Below are 13,967 nucleotides of genomic sequence, written 5' to 3'. Positions count from 1 at the left end.
GGGGGCAGGGGGGCAGGGGAGAAAATTTTTTCTACGAACAACTGACCAATTACCAATTACCAATTACCAATCACCAATTACCATGCTAGGTACATTTCAACAAAGCCAAATTCGTATCGAAGTTACAGCATCAGCCGATGCCATTCATGACAGTATTTTGCATCCTGCCAAACTAAAAAAATGGCTATTGGGGCAAAGTTTTCCCCCGGAAATGCCCACAGAATTACCCCCAGGATTTGAGTTCACCACATGGACAGGACCAGTCTCCATTCATCACCAAGTAGACGTAGTAAAACCCAATTGTTTACGCTTACTACTCAGTGGAGGCATTGACGGCTTTCACGAATGGTACTGGGGCGAAGGCTGGGTACAATCCCGCATAGAAGGCATATCCATGTTACCCCTAAACTTAGGACAAACCCTGAGTTTAGTTAGCTTACGTCAATTCTTAACCACAACCAAGTAACTTCTCCTCTCTGCGCCTCTGCGCCTCTGCGTGAGAAAAATATCATCTAGTAATTACGATATCCATAAAAGCACTCCTCCCGTCGCCAAAACGCAGATAATTCCTGTCAACCCCGCGAGGGGTTTTTTATTAATCCCCCCGTATCTATAGTAGCGATCGCCCCAACCAAGTAACTTCTCCCCTCTGCGTCTCTGCGCCTCTGCGTGAGAAAAATATCATTTAGTAATTACGATATCCATAAAAGCACTCCTCCCGTCGCCAAAACGCAGATAATTCCTGTCAACCCCGCGAGGGGTTTTTTATTGATCCCTGTCACCCATGTAGGAACTTGATCTGTGTAGGTAATTAATCCCGCTGTATCTATAGTAGCGATCGCCCATACCCAACCGGCATGAAGTCCCCAAGCAATCCCTAAACTATTGCCATCAGCTAATCTAGCTAATACTAAAACCATACCCATTAGCCATAATCCAGGCAGTTGAGGAAGAGTTTCTTTTTGTTCCCATACCAAATGTAAGACAGCAAAAACCAAGCTAGAAATAATTGCAGCTAACCAAATTGGATAATTTTGTTGTAACTGAGTGAATAAAAAGCCCCGAAATACAAGTTCCTCTATTCCCCCCACAAACAAAGCCACTAGGGAAATCGTCAATAAACTAGATGGGATTAACTTGATCTGAGATTTTTCTAAATAGCACCAACCGGCGAGAATTTGCCCAAAAAACACTATAGCTAGACCCAAAACACCCAAGCTAAAACCTAGTGATAGAGAACCAAAAATAGAAACCTTCCCCACTAATCCATAATCAGGGAAAGAAGCCAATTGCAACCCTTGAAATCCCCAGAGAATTAGCGGAACTAATAAATAAAGAGATACTAATAAAGGAATTTTTTGCTCTGGTTGTAAAGATTTGTGTATTTGCCAATTCAAAGTAATGGCTAAAACTGCTACCAATGGCAACCAGCAACCTATCCAAACAATAAAAAAAGCCATGACCAAAAATACTGGCGTATCTTTGAGAAACTCCAGTAAAGTATGGACTGATGAGTCTAAAAATGACAGTGGAATAGACATAAAAAACATGACTAACTTCCTGCAACAACAGATTTCTTGACGAATAATCAAGACTCTACTAGAATTTGTGACTCATGGAAGAGGTCAAAACGTTTTTTATGTCTTATCCCACTGCAATTATTTAACCACAGCTACTAATTAGCGGTAGCTCTAGGGATAAATTCATGAGAATTTACCTTAAACTTATCCCTGATAGGTGAAAAAATTTATTCTTCTGCATCTGATTCATCAGCATCATCAGACTGGATTAATTGTTTATCACTTTCACCAAGCTGAATCAAGTGAATATGTTTGTAACCGAGTCTAATTTCAAATTCGTCACCGGGCTTTAGGTTCATTGCTTTGGTGTAGGTTGCACCAATCACAATTTGACCATTTTGATGAACACTGACCCGGTATGTCGGTTCGCGTCCACGTCCATCTTTTGGTGCTTCTGGGCTGAGGGGAATGCCTCTAGCTGACAATAAAGCATCATAAAAGTCTGTTAAGTTAACTCGAACTTGACTATTTTTAGTAACGGTGTAATAACCACATTGCTTTGCTCTTTCTCGACGTGGCAAGGTGGAAAGTTCTTTAACTTTCGCCAGCAATGTTTTTCCGGTTAATGGGGCAGTTGCAGTTTCGGTCATTATGCTCTAATTTTCCTTAATCTCTTCAAATTGATAGCGTAGCATGGACTTAGCCATTTCAGAATTTTCTTGTGTGTCTAGTATTGAGCAATCAGCGCAACTGGACTTCATAGGTCAACAAAACACGAGGGTGATGGGTGAATTCCTGCTGATATGTCAGCAACAGAAGACTCTATTACAGTTGTCCATAATAGGTTTATAAGTCATAGTTGCCACAGACATTTATTTCAGTAATTTTACGGCTTTTTTAACCATCATTGGCCATCGGAAATTAAATTATTTTCTCTTTGGTCACTGTTGTAAGGGTGTAACTTCAAGCCACCTTTACAAGTCAGGTTAGTTCTACTCCAAAAAAGATAAAGCAGTCCGGTCTTGGGGTTTCCCCAAATGGAGGAACTGCCGCGTAGAGCCAATAAATTACAGGTTTTTCACATTCAGCGCTGCTTTTCTCTTGCCTTTGAGTTATAGGAATAAAGACAGCATAGGATTTATGTGTGGTCTGATGGACATACACCCTTTTATTTTGCCAGTAGAGACATAAATTTTCTAGTCTCTACATTACGAAGAAACAAAAGAAGTGTTAGCCGTGCTTATGCGGCTATTGTGATTTTGTTAGTTCGTAATTTTCTATTAAATACTAGCATGAAATAATAATAGCAAAATATTTTTTGAATTTAAAATTCATATTACAACTAAATTTTGATCTAGATCCCTGGAGTTGAGCCGCTAAAATCCAGGGGAGATTTTCCTCAAGCTTAATACTGTCGGGAGGATGATGCCAGGACTTTTATAAAAGTTAATCTAATTTAGACGTGCTTTCTATGAGTGAGTCAGTTAAATTCTAGAGTTTCTATGGCTTCACTCCAGGAGCTATCTGGGACTATAAACAAAAGGCGGGGTGAAAAATCCCTGCTGTTAATCATTATCAGATTCAAAGCTGTGATAGCGAAGCGCTTCGCAGGAATCAGATTATCTACGTCTGTCTATGGGAAGAATAAATTTACCATATCTCCGGGATATTTGATAGCCACTCTTTTGAGATTTTCCCTGGCTTTAACATTTATATATATTTAAGGATGTAGAATTTTTATAGCTAGGGCTTGACGAAAGAAGTATTAAGTGTAAAGGATCAAGGGTGAAGGCTGCCGTCAACTCAAGCGGAAGAGAAAATCTATTTTTATACTTTACGCCTCATACTTCATCCTTCCCTAGTTTCATGATTTTTGAGGTAGGTAAGGTAAGACAGAAGATTTGCACCCAAGATTTGGATTGATTGATCATCATGGAAGTTATTTTTAAGATTACTCGACAAGAAGAAAATTCTCACCCTGTTTTCAAGTCTTACGTTTTGGAGGTAGAACCAGGTAATACTATCCTGGATTGTCTCAATCAGATTAAGTGGGAACAAGATGGAACTTTAGCATTTCGCAAAAATTGCCGCAATACAATTTGTGGTAGTTGTGCTGTGCGGATTAATGGGCGTTCTGCTTTGGCTTGTAAGGAGAATGTGGGCAGTGAACTGGCTAGACTGGAGAAAATATCATCATCTGCAAATCAGCCTCAAACTACTCCAGAAATTACAGTTGCACCTTTGGGGAATATGCCTGTAATTAAAGATTTGGTTGTGGATATGAATGGTTTTTGGCACAATTTGGAGACGGTTGCTCCCTATGTGAGTACCGCTGCTAGACAAGTTCCTGAAAGAGAGTTCTTGCAAACGCCTCAAGAGCGATCGCTTCTTGATCAAACGGGCAATTGTATTATGTGTGGAGCTTGTTATTCTGAATGTAATGCTCTGGAAGTTAATCCTGATTTTGTTGGTCCCCATGCTTTGGCTAAGGCATATCGCATGGTGGCAGATTCCCGCGATAGTAATACAGAACAAAGATTAGAAACCTATAGCACAGGAACTCAAGGGGTTTGGGGTTGTACTCGTTGTCTTTATTGTGATTCGGTTTGTCCGATGGAAGTTGCCCCATTAGAACAAATTACGAAAATTAAACAGGAAATTCTGAAGCGTAAACAAGCTGATGACAGTCGGGCAATTCGTCATCGTAAGGTTTTAGTGGATTTAGTTAAACAAGGTGGTTGGATTGATGAACGCCAATTTGGGGTTCAAGTGGTTGGTAATTATTTCCGCGATTTGCAAGGTTTACTCAGTCTTGCACCTTTGGGCTTGAGAATGTTAGTTAAGGGTAAATTTCCTCTTTCTTTTGAACCGTCCCCAGGAACTCAGGAAGTGCGATCGCTCATCGAATCTGTACAAAATAGTCATTAGTCAGTTGCAAAAGAATGTTTCCCTTTCTTGCGCTACTTATTTCTTAATTCTTCTTTCTGACTCCTGACTTCTGAATGGGCGCAGGCCCTGCGCCCCTACATCCTTGATTAACTTGGCTCTTGGGGAATGTTCAATTTTCGCCCAAATCGGTCGTAAACCAAAATATCCCATTGTCCATTATTACTATACTCAAAGGCGATTCTACTACCATCAGCACTAATTGTTGGATTGCGGACTTCTCCTTGCACATCACCTGCTAAATTCCGTAATTGACGCACATCTCGATCATAAAAAACAATTTGTGTTCGTCCTTGACGACTAGCAGTAAAGACAATAAATTTGCCATTGTCAGAAGCCGCAGGATGGGAAGCAATTGTATCAAAGGAATTTAAGCCGGGTATGTCTACTAAATTACGAGTCAATGTATCAAACATATATACATCTTGACTGCCTCGGCGATCGCTTGTGAATACAATATATCTTCCAGAAATTTGCGGATTTAATTCGGACGAGAAGCTATTTAAACTCCTTCCCCCGGAATCAAATGGGTAACTGAGTAAACGCGGGTAGCCAAAACACCCAGTTAACAGAGTTGAGCATAAAACTAAAATTATTGATAATTTATAATTCATAGGATGTGAAATAAAAAAATTCCCCCTCTGAAAATGCGTAAGCGTTGCGTGGCGTTAGCCATAGGAAACGAAGTGAAATGAAGCGATTTCCAGGGTTGTGATTGCTTCCCTTCCCTCGCAATGACTATAAATATTTTTGTCCAATTACTTAACCTTGCACTTTTTTGTTCTCAAAATCAGTGAGACCCTTACTGAGAAGCGGTTCTAGCTTTACTCAGCAAGCCCTACTTATCTTTGCCCATTTCTAAAATTCTACTGGCGACTGGTTCTATTACCGGAGTTACTGATAGACGGTTGCCTTTTTTCACTACTAATAATTCATCATCATTAAACTCAACTTTGAGTGTTGATAGTGAAAGAGGATGATTAAAAATTTCGACAAATTCCACTTTTACAGTTTGCCAACGGGGGGATTCAAGAGTTGATTTGGCATCATAATATTTACTATTTATATCAAATTGTGTTGGGTCTGCAATACCTGTTTCAACTATCCGCATTAAACCAAAGATACCGGGTGGTTCAGTGTTGGAGTGATAGAAAAATGCTAAATCTCCTATTTGCATTTGCTTCAAGAAATTCCGGGCTTGATAATTACGTATACCGTCCCAAATCGTCTCACCTTGCTGTTGTAAGTTTGTAATACTATAAACTGCTGGTTCTGACTTCATTAACCAATAATTAATTGTATTCATTTAAGTAGGTTGGCGTTGAAAATTGTCGTTATGGCAAGGCAAGAGGCACTCATGCAAGAGTGAAGAGGGTTTGGGCGATTTTACGTTTCTTTACACAGGTTGGTTTTATTGTGTTCTCCTACTTAATAATTAATTCCATAATTGTAGAGACGTTACAGAGAACGCCTCTATATATACTAACTTGCTGCTAAATTACCCCAAGCAATATAAGGTAGTTTTGCTGCTGTTGCTTTTACCTGTTGGGCATTTGCTACTAACTGTCCGCAAGCGTCCCAAGTTCCGCTAATAAAAGTGCTTCTTGTGCCTTCACTAATCATAACTGAGGCAGTAAAATCACCAAGTTGCACTTGCAATTTTTCCAAATCTATGGTTTTAACTGCTTGAGGATTGGTAGTAACTAATTCTTGTAGATGTTTGACTACTTTCTCATCAGCAGTTACGCATGGTATCCCCATTGCTACGCAGTTACCAAAGAAGATTTCCGCAAAGCTTTCACCAATTAGGGCTTTAATTCCCCATTTTGCTAGGGCTTGGGGTGCGTGTTCTCGTGATGAACCACAGCCAAAGTTGCGGTTAACTATGAGAATTTTTGCGCCTTGATATTGGATTTGATCAAAGGGGTGTTCACCATTTAAGGCTTTTCTGTCGTCAACAAATACGCCTTCTCCTAAGTCGTCAAAGGTGATGGCTTTTAAGTAGCGGGCGGGGATAATTCGGTCGGTGTCTATGTCGTTACCAATGAGGGGAACGGCGTTACCGGATATTTGTTTTACTTCACTGACCATTGGTAATTGGTAATTGGTAATTGGTAATTGGTAATTGGTAATTGGTAATTGGTAATTGAAAAAACTCTTTTCTGTCACCTGTCACCTGTTCACTGTCACCTACAGTAGTTCACGCACATCGGCGATTTCACCTTTGATGGCGGCTGTGGCTACCATTGCGGGACTCATTAATAAGGTGCGACCGGAGGATGATCCTTGTCTGCCTTTGAAGTTGCGGTTGGAGGAGGAGGCGCTGATTTGTCTGCCTTGGAGTTTGTCGGGGTTCATGGCTAAACACATGGAACATCCTGGTTCTCTCCATTCAAAACCGGCTGCTTGGAAGATTTTATCTAGTCCTTCGGCTTCGGCTTCTTTTTTGACTCTTTCTGAACCAGGAACTACGAAGGCTTTTATACCTTTTGCAACTTGGCGACCTTGGGCAATTTTGGCGGCTTCTCTCAGGTCGCTGATGCGTCCGTTGGTGCAGCTACCAATGAAGCAGACATCTATTTTTGTGCCTTGGATGGGTTGACCGGGATATAAGTCCATGTAGCGGTATGCTTCTTCGGCGATGAAGCGGTCTTCTTCTAGGAGTTCTGCGGCTGTGGGGACTTTTTCATCTACGCCAATTCCCTGACCGGGTGTAATTCCCCATGTGACTGTGGGGGGAATATCTTCGGCATTAAATACTACGATATCATCGTATTCTGCATCAGCATGACTACTGAGGGATTCCCACCAAGCAATAGCTTTTTCCCAGTCTGCACCTTGGGGAGCAAAATCTCTATTTTGTAGATAATCGTAGGTGATTTGATCGGGGTTGACGTATCCGCATCGCGCCCCACCTTCTATGGCCATGTTACAAACGGTCATTCGTTCTTCCATGTTCATTTGGGCAAAGGTTGTACCAGCAAATTCGTAAGCATAGCCTACTCCACCTTTAACGCCTAGAGTACGGATAATATGTAATATTACGTCTTTGGCGTAAACTCCGGGTTTTAATGTGCCGTTAACTTCGATTTTGCGAACTTTGAGTTTTGATAATGATAGGGTTTGGGAGGCGAGAACGTCTCTAACTTGGCTTGTACCGATACCAAAGGCGATCGCTCCAAATGCACCATGACTTGATGTGTGGCTATCTCCACAAGCGATGGTCATTCCTGGTTGTGTTAGTCCCAATTCAGGGGCAATGACGTGAACTATTCCTTGATTTCCTGAACCAATATTGTAAAAAGTTATGTCATTTTCTTGACAACTCTTTTCTAATGCCTGAATCATTTCTTCAGCCATGCTATCCAGAAAGGGACGAGCTTGGTTTTCTGTGGGAACGATATGATCAACTGTGGCTATTGTCCGTTGTGGAAATAATACTGTTAAATCCCGCTCCTTGAGCATTGCAAAGGCTTGGGGACTGGTAACTTCATGAATAAGATGTAGTCCAATAAATAGTTGTGTTAATCCTGATGGTAATGTACCAACGGTGTGTAAGTCCCAAACTTTGTCAAATAGTGTACCCTTGCTCATACATTAATCTACGTTAAAGGAGTCGGACTTTTGATTGTATCAGAAATTTGGTGGCAATGGAATTTCAGAAATCTAGCTGCTGATAGTGGTTAACAAAAAAAATATATGACGGGTTGTCATATTTGGCATTGATTGTATTTAAAATGAAATGAGAACAATAAACATACTTCCACAGGACAGAACCATGAAATCTATCGCAGCAACTTTGCGACGCTTGAGCCTAGCTGTATTAACAGTTATTGTAATTTTTGGTAGCTTTGCGGTATTCACTCCTACTGCATCTGCGGAAACATATACAGTTAAACTGGGCAGTGATAAAGGTATGTTAGCCTTTGAACCCAAGAAATTGACTGTTAAAGCTGGTGACACAATTGTTTGGAAGAACAACAAAGTTCCCCCCCACAACGTTGTCTTTGATCCTAAGAAGAATCCTACCGCAGATGCTGCTTTAGCAAAATCTTTGTCCCACAAGAAGTTATTAATGAGTCCTGGACAAACTGAAACCACAGTTATTCCTGTTGATGCTGCTCCTGGTACATACACATTCTACTGTGAACCTCACCGTGGTGCTGGCATGGTTGGTCAAGTCATTGTTGAAGGTTAATATATAGCCATGAACCATCCTTGTTAATATACAGGGATGGTACATTAGCTATCAGTAAATCAAAAAGCTTACTTATATATACTAAACACGGGTAATATTTAAACTTTTACCAAATGACAAAGAACCCAGATGTGTAGTAGGGGTAAAGCAAAAGCTGATATGTGTCAACTTAAGCTCAAATCCCTACCACATCTCGTTCCTAGTCTCTGACTAGAAATGCAATTGATGAGGCTCTGCCTCTAAATATCATTGAAGGCAGAGCCTTCTAGAATTCATTCCCAGTCAGAGACTGGGAACGAGACGACTTGAGGTTGACTTTTGACTTCCGCCTTGCGGTACTAGCCTTCATCCCTTGTCTAAAGCCCAAATGTGGCTTCCTGAGTCAGCCACATTTTCAAGGGTTTTCGGCGTTCTTTCTTATAAAAATCGGGAGAATTATCACTAAGGGACTTCCAGGAAATAAATTATCCCAATAAATAAATGAACAAACGAACCACAGAGGCACAGAGAACACAGAGAGAGAAGAAATAGGGAGGGTTTTTGCGTTAGTTTTGGGACATTTTTTTATTTGGAAGTCTCTAAGGGGTTGTTTGAAAACTTTTTCGTGTGGGATCTGACACCCGCAGATCCCCCTGAATCCCCCTTGAAAAGGGGGACTTTGAGGAATTTAGCCCCCCTTTGTAAGCTACGGTGTACACACAAGTTATCGAATCACCATTATTCCTCAAATTACCCCACCCTAACCCTCCCCTTGTGAAGGGGAGGGAACTTCCAAGAAATAAATTATCCTGATTAACGAACCACAGAGGCGCAGAGGACACAGAGGAATAAGGGTTTGAGAGATTTTTGCGTTAGGTGGTTGAGTATTTTTTTATTTGGAAGTCCCTTCGCCGCAGTGTCCTAGAGTTTATTCATCATCAAAATCATCATCATCGTCATCATCGTCCTCTTCTTCTCCAAAATCATCGTCATCTTCTATAACTAGGTCGTTAATTTCATCAGCAATTAAATCATCCTCATCGAGTAGTAACCGTTCTCCTATTTTGCTGCCAAAGCCACTATCACCCATGCCCGGTGCGTCGAGGTTGTAGAGTTTTGCAGTGCGGTCATCTAGAACCATGTCCAATGAATCATCTACTTCATCTAAGATGCCACTGCCCATATCTACTACGTAATCATCAATTACCCCCGCTTCCTCGTAGGTGTTGTAGCCAGTCCCCGCAGGAATCAAGCGCCCAATGATCACGTTTTCCTTCAGTCCCCGCAGCCAGTCGGATTTGCCCTCAATGGCGGCTTCTGTTAAGACCCTGGTGGTTTCTTGGAAAGAAGCCGCAGAGATGAAACTGTCGGTGTTCAGCGATGCCTTGGTAATCCCCAATAGCATGGGAGTGTATTCTGCCCTCGCCCCACCGGTAATCGCCATAGCTTCGTTCACCTGTTCCACCTGCCGGAGTTCTACCAGTTCCCCCGGTAGCATGGTCGTGTCGCCACCGTCATCAATCCGCACTTTGTTGGTCATTTGCCGGACAATTACCTCGATGTGTTTGTCGGAAATGTCAATGCCTTGGGATTGGTACACCATCTGTACTTCATTCACCAAAAAGGTTTGTACCTTCTGCAAAGCGTGGCTTGCACAGGCATAGATCCCATCCTCTGACCCCAAACTGAAGAATATTTCCAGAATCTCGTGGGGGTTGGAAGGTCCGTCCGTGAGGGGTTGTCCGGCTACAATGTGCGCCCCGTCGGGAACAATCAGGTTTTGCCCAGGTCCAAGGGGATAGTCGGTGACTGTGCCATTGGCTTCGACAATTTTAATGGCATAGGCTTCACGGGTGATGGATGTCACCTCATCCCCATCGCCATAGACAATCTTCACTTCCCCCGGACGACGGGCTAAAATACAAGCTTCCTTGGGTTTACGGGCTTCTAGCAGTTCCTCAATCCGGGGCAAACCTTGAATAATGTCCCCAGTCTTAGCCCGTTCAAATACCAACAGCACCAAGTTGTCACCCCGTTGCACCAAGTCCCCATCTTCTACCTGTAACACCGCCCCCGGACTCACCCGGTAAGGACGACCAATGCGAAGAGTAATGGTGTAAGCAGAAGGTGACGGGTGACGGGTGACAGGTGACAGTGAAGAAGCATTTCTGTCACCTGTTCCCTGTTCCCTGTAAGCAGAAGGTGACAGGTGACGGGTGACAGGTGACAGTGAAGAAGCATTTCTGTCACCTATCTTCTGTTCCCTGTCACCTATCCTTTGTTCCCTGTCACCTGTCACCTGTTCCCTGTCACCTATCCTCTGTTCCCTGTCACCTGTTCCCTGTTCCCTGTCACCTATCCTCTGTTCTCTGTCACCTCCCTTGACTTCCACCACCTGCCCCGACTCCGCCGCGAATATACCGGGAGCGATCGCACTTCCTTCTACTACCAAATCATCCTTACTGACAGTGGGCAAGACATTGGTATTCACTGTCACCAAATCATTGGCACGCAATACTAAACAACGGCGGACTGTTTCTGCCCCCTGTTGCACACCCCGGACTATCCCCCCTTCTTTACATAATATCTTCGTCCGGGCTACCACAGCCCCCGGTTCAATGGTGTCACCATCCACCACTTCCAAATTAGTTTGGGTACTGCCTTGGGTGGCATCGGCGGTAATGTCGCGGCGCACTACCAAAGACTCTAAAATTACTAACTGTAGTCTTTGAATCTCCCCATCTTCTGGGTCTGTAATCAGTTCAATGTCCGCAGCCAAAGGTGAACTGCCGTGTTCTCCCTCCGTCTCCTGCTCAATTTCTAATACTATCTGTGTCCGTAGCAGTTCCACACCCTCCACCGACTTCACCCGTTCTGAATCCTTGTAAGGAATCCTTTGCACCGCCCGCAGTTGAATCGAGCGCCCGGTGTGCTGACTGACGGAAGTGGTGGCTGGAACATCAGGGTTGGTGGGGACAGCAAATTCTACTACCGGACGACTCAGCAACCCTGGACCTTCAGGAGTTTCCACATACTGAACATAGCGCAATTCCGTAGCTACAGTTCCTTGCAGTTCCTCACCGGGTTGCAAAAATGTATTGTCATGGGCGATCGCTGTCTCTGGATCATCCACCATCAACAGTTCACCGGGTTTAATCACTACTTCCCGTAAAATGTCGTTCTTTTGGGTAACTTCCACTACTCCACCAGTTTGACAGAAGATGTCCTGGACTACTTCTGTCCCCGCTTCCACATACTGTCCATCTTCCACCCGTAACAAGGAAATATCTTTATTCACCTCATGGGTTTCTTCTGGTATCCACAGCAGTGTTCCCCCCTGAACTACCTCATAGCCCAATTTGGCTTTACCTTTTTTCTGTACCTCCACTTCGGCAAACTTCAGTAAGCCCCCGGTGGTTGTCCGGTACTGGTCATCAATCAATTCTGCCACTACCTGACCATTTTGTACCTTCGCCCCCGGAGTCGCCCGCAAGTTAAACTCCGATATCGCCCCATTATCGGGATTGGTAGTGGTAATCAGGTAATTATTCCGTCCTTGGGAACTCTGGATTGTCACTGCTGCCTGATCCAACACCACAGAAGCGGTAATAATCTCAATTTCCCTGGTGGCTTTCCCTGGAATCGCCTCTGGCAACCGCACCACACCCCCATGAACTGTGGTTAATTTGGTTTCCGCTAAGACTCCATTGGTAGCGATCGCATCGCCATTTTTTACCACCAATTCTGCTCCGGGCAGTAAATTATATACATCCCCCGACAGAATCCAAATCAACCCCCCTCTGGAGGCGGTGACAGTGGTATTGCCCTGACGGTCGGTTTTTTGTTCCGCCACCACATCGGCAAACTTCACTTCCCCAGCCAAGTCCGTCGCCACATCCTTGACGGCTTTTTCTGTATTGGTTCTGGTGGTTCTCCCTCCCAGCGCCACCTCAGCCACCAAGTGATCTGCTAGTACCTGTTGACCATTGTGGATATATAAAGTTGAACCTTGGGTAACAGCAATTTCCTGGCTTTCCCCCGTTCCCGATTTCTTATCCCCTTCAATCGTCAAAGTCCCATTGGCTTCCACATACAAAGCGTCTTCACCATGTCGAGTCCGATAGGGACGGGTTTGTAACTTGCGGGGAATTTTTACTGTTCCTGACACCTGCGATCGCACCTGTTGGGCTACTTCCCCCGTGAATACACCCCCGGTGTGGAAAGTCCGCATGGTTAACTGGGTTCCCGGTTCACCAATACTTTGCGCCGCAATAATCCCCACAGCTTCACCCAAATCCACCATCTTGGCATGGGCTAAACTCCAACCATAGCAGTGCTGACACACCGACCGCGCCGCCTCACAGGTTAAAGGACTGCGGACAGTCACCTTCTGTACTCCGGCTTTTTGGATGGCGATCGCCAAATCATCATCAATGGGGGTATTCCGAGGGGCAATGATTTCCCCCGTTTCTGGATGCACCACATCCTCACCCACCACTCGACCCATCAACCGCGTCGCCAGTTTAATCAGAGTTTTATTCCCCTCCACCATCGCCCCAATCGTCAAACCACGATTAGTGCCACAGTCAAACTCCCGCACAATCACATCCTGGGACACATCCACCAACCGCCGGGTCAAATACCCCGAATCCGCAGTCCGCAGCGCCGTATCCACCAGCCCCTTCCGCGCCCCATAACTAGAAATAATATATTCTGTTACCGTCAATCCCTCACGGAAATTGGTCTTAATTGGTAAATCAATAATTTCCCCCTGGGGATCTGCCATCAGTCCCCGCATCCCCACCAACTGCCGCACCTGAGAAATATTGCCCCGCGCCCCCGAAAAAGCCATCATATACACAGAATTGAGGGGATCTGTCTTTTGGAAATGCACCACCACCTCATCCTTGAGCGCCTCTGAGGTACTGTTCCAAGTATCAATTACCTTTTGGAAACGTTCAACTTCAGTAATTTCCCCCCGTTGATAGCGTTCCTCCGTCGCCAAAATTTCCGTCTCTGCTGCCTCCAGCAGTTCCTTCTTAGAAGGAGGAATCATCAAATCATCCACACTAATAGACACACCCGCCTTGGTAGCATAGCGAAAACCCAACTCCTTGAGTTTATCTGCCATCACCGCCGTCCGCGCCGTCCCATAATGGGTAAAAGACCAAGAAATCAAGTCTCTTAATTTACCTTTGTTCACCACCAGATTGCGAAAAACTGCTTTAGTCATAATTTTAGTAGGGGCGCAGGGCCTGCGCCCAATCATTAGTTGTTAGTAGAAGGAGTCAGAGGGAGTGGGGGAGTGGGGGAGTGGGCTGTCT

At 44.1% G+C, this 13,967-nt stretch carries 10 protein-coding genes; 3 read left to right on the top strand and 7 right to left on the bottom strand.

What is annotated here, in order from left to right; genetic code table 11:
* The first annotated feature begins 82 nt into the window (after positions 1–82).
* Entirely contained in the window at positions 83–466 is a 384-nt protein-coding gene (locus IQ228_RS09335; protein ID WP_027402702.1) for a hypothetical protein, read from the top strand.
* Positions 467–692: 226 nt separating this feature from the next.
* Here IQ228_RS09335 and IQ228_RS09330 read toward each other — a convergent pair whose 3' ends face one another.
* Complete coding sequence (locus IQ228_RS09330) at positions 693–1,550, bottom strand: CPBP family intramembrane glutamic endopeptidase (RefSeq protein ID WP_193962717.1); 858 nt, start codon at positions 1,548–1,550, stop codon at positions 693–695.
* Between the two features lie 197 nt (positions 1,551–1,747).
* Positions 1,748–2,170, bottom strand: coding sequence for an AbrB family transcriptional regulator (locus IQ228_RS09325; protein ID WP_027402704.1), 423 nt, complete (start codon positions 2,168–2,170; stop codon positions 1,748–1,750).
* Positions 2,171–3,452: 1,282 nt separating this feature from the next.
* Here IQ228_RS09325 and IQ228_RS09320 point away from each other — a divergent pair.
* Positions 3,453–4,448 (top strand): succinate dehydrogenase/fumarate reductase iron-sulfur subunit, encoded by a 996-nt coding sequence (locus tag IQ228_RS09320; RefSeq protein WP_193962716.1) that lies wholly within the window; start codon positions 3,453–3,455, stop codon positions 4,446–4,448.
* Between the two features lie 107 nt (positions 4,449–4,555).
* Here the strand turns inward: IQ228_RS09320 and IQ228_RS09315 are convergent, their stop codons facing one another.
* From IQ228_RS09315 to leuC, 4 genes are all read right to left on the bottom strand, one after another.
* Positions 4,556–5,080, bottom strand: a complete 525-nt coding sequence (locus IQ228_RS09315) for a TolB family protein (RefSeq protein ID WP_027402706.1) — start codon at positions 5,078–5,080, stop codon at positions 4,556–4,558.
* Between the two features lie 224 nt (positions 5,081–5,304).
* Entirely contained in the window at positions 5,305–5,772 is a 468-nt protein-coding gene (locus IQ228_RS09310) for an EVE domain-containing protein (RefSeq protein WP_228043778.1), read from the bottom strand.
* A 176-nt stretch (positions 5,773–5,948) separates the two neighbouring features.
* Positions 5,949–6,557, bottom strand: a complete 609-nt coding sequence (leuD, locus tag IQ228_RS09305) for a 3-isopropylmalate dehydratase small subunit (protein WP_027402708.1) — start codon at positions 6,555–6,557, stop codon at positions 5,949–5,951.
* A gap of 99 nt (positions 6,558–6,656) precedes the next feature.
* On the bottom strand, positions 6,657–8,060 hold the full coding sequence (gene leuC, locus IQ228_RS09300) for a 3-isopropylmalate dehydratase large subunit (RefSeq protein ID WP_027402709.1): 1,404 nt from the start codon (positions 8,058–8,060) through the stop codon (positions 6,657–6,659).
* A gap of 184 nt (positions 8,061–8,244) precedes the next feature.
* On the opposite strand from leuC, the gene petE reads away from it, so the two are divergent.
* A complete protein-coding gene (gene petE, locus IQ228_RS09295; protein ID WP_027402710.1) occupies positions 8,245–8,664 on the top strand; it encodes a plastocyanin in 420 nt (139 codons plus the stop codon).
* Between the two features lie 907 nt (positions 8,665–9,571).
* On the opposite strand, the gene IQ228_RS09290 is transcribed toward petE, so the two are convergent.
* Positions 9,572–13,876 carry a DNA-directed RNA polymerase subunit beta'' gene (locus tag IQ228_RS09290; protein WP_193962715.1) on the bottom strand — a complete coding sequence of 1,435 codons (4,305 nt, stop codon included), beginning with the start codon at positions 13,874–13,876 and terminating at the stop codon, positions 9,572–9,574.
* Positions 13,877–13,967 lie beyond the last annotated feature (91 nt).

Origin of the sequence: Dolichospermum sp. LEGE 00246 (genome assembly GCF_015207865.1) — a bacterium.
Lineage (GTDB): Bacteria > Cyanobacteriota > Cyanobacteriia > Cyanobacteriales > Nostocaceae > Dolichospermum > Dolichospermum heterosporum.
This window is presented reverse-complemented; position numbering and strand designations above follow the sequence as displayed.

Excerpts from the sequence above, each read along its gene's own strand:
- petE (WP_027402710.1), top strand. The coding sequence starts at position 8,245 with ATGAAATCTATCGCAGCAACTTTGCGACGCTTGAGCCTAGCTGTATTA.
- IQ228_RS09315 (WP_027402706.1), bottom strand. The coding sequence starts at position 5,080 with ATGAATTATAAATTATCAATAATTTTAGTTTTATGCTCAACTCTGTTA.
- IQ228_RS09320 (WP_193962716.1), top strand. The coding sequence starts at position 3,453 with ATGGAAGTTATTTTTAAGATTACTCGACAAGAAGAAAATTCTCACCCT.
- leuC (WP_027402709.1), bottom strand. The coding sequence starts at position 8,060 with ATGAGCAAGGGTACACTATTTGACAAAGTTTGGGACTTACACACCGTT.
- IQ228_RS09290 (WP_193962715.1), bottom strand. The coding sequence starts at position 13,876 with ATGACTAAAGCAGTTTTTCGCAATCTGGTGGTGAACAAAGGTAAATTA.
- IQ228_RS09325 (WP_027402704.1), bottom strand. The coding sequence starts at position 2,170 with ATGACCGAAACTGCAACTGCCCCATTAACCGGAAAAACATTGCTGGCG.
- IQ228_RS09335 (WP_027402702.1), top strand. The coding sequence starts at position 83 with ATGCTAGGTACATTTCAACAAAGCCAAATTCGTATCGAAGTTACAGCA.
- IQ228_RS09310 (WP_228043778.1), bottom strand. The coding sequence starts at position 5,772 with ATGAATACAATTAATTATTGGTTAATGAAGTCAGAACCAGCAGTTTAT.
- IQ228_RS09330 (WP_193962717.1), bottom strand. The coding sequence starts at position 1,550 with ATGTTTTTTATGTCTATTCCACTGTCATTTTTAGACTCATCAGTCCAT.
- leuD (WP_027402708.1), bottom strand. The coding sequence starts at position 6,557 with ATGGTCAGTGAAGTAAAACAAATATCCGGTAACGCCGTTCCCCTCATT.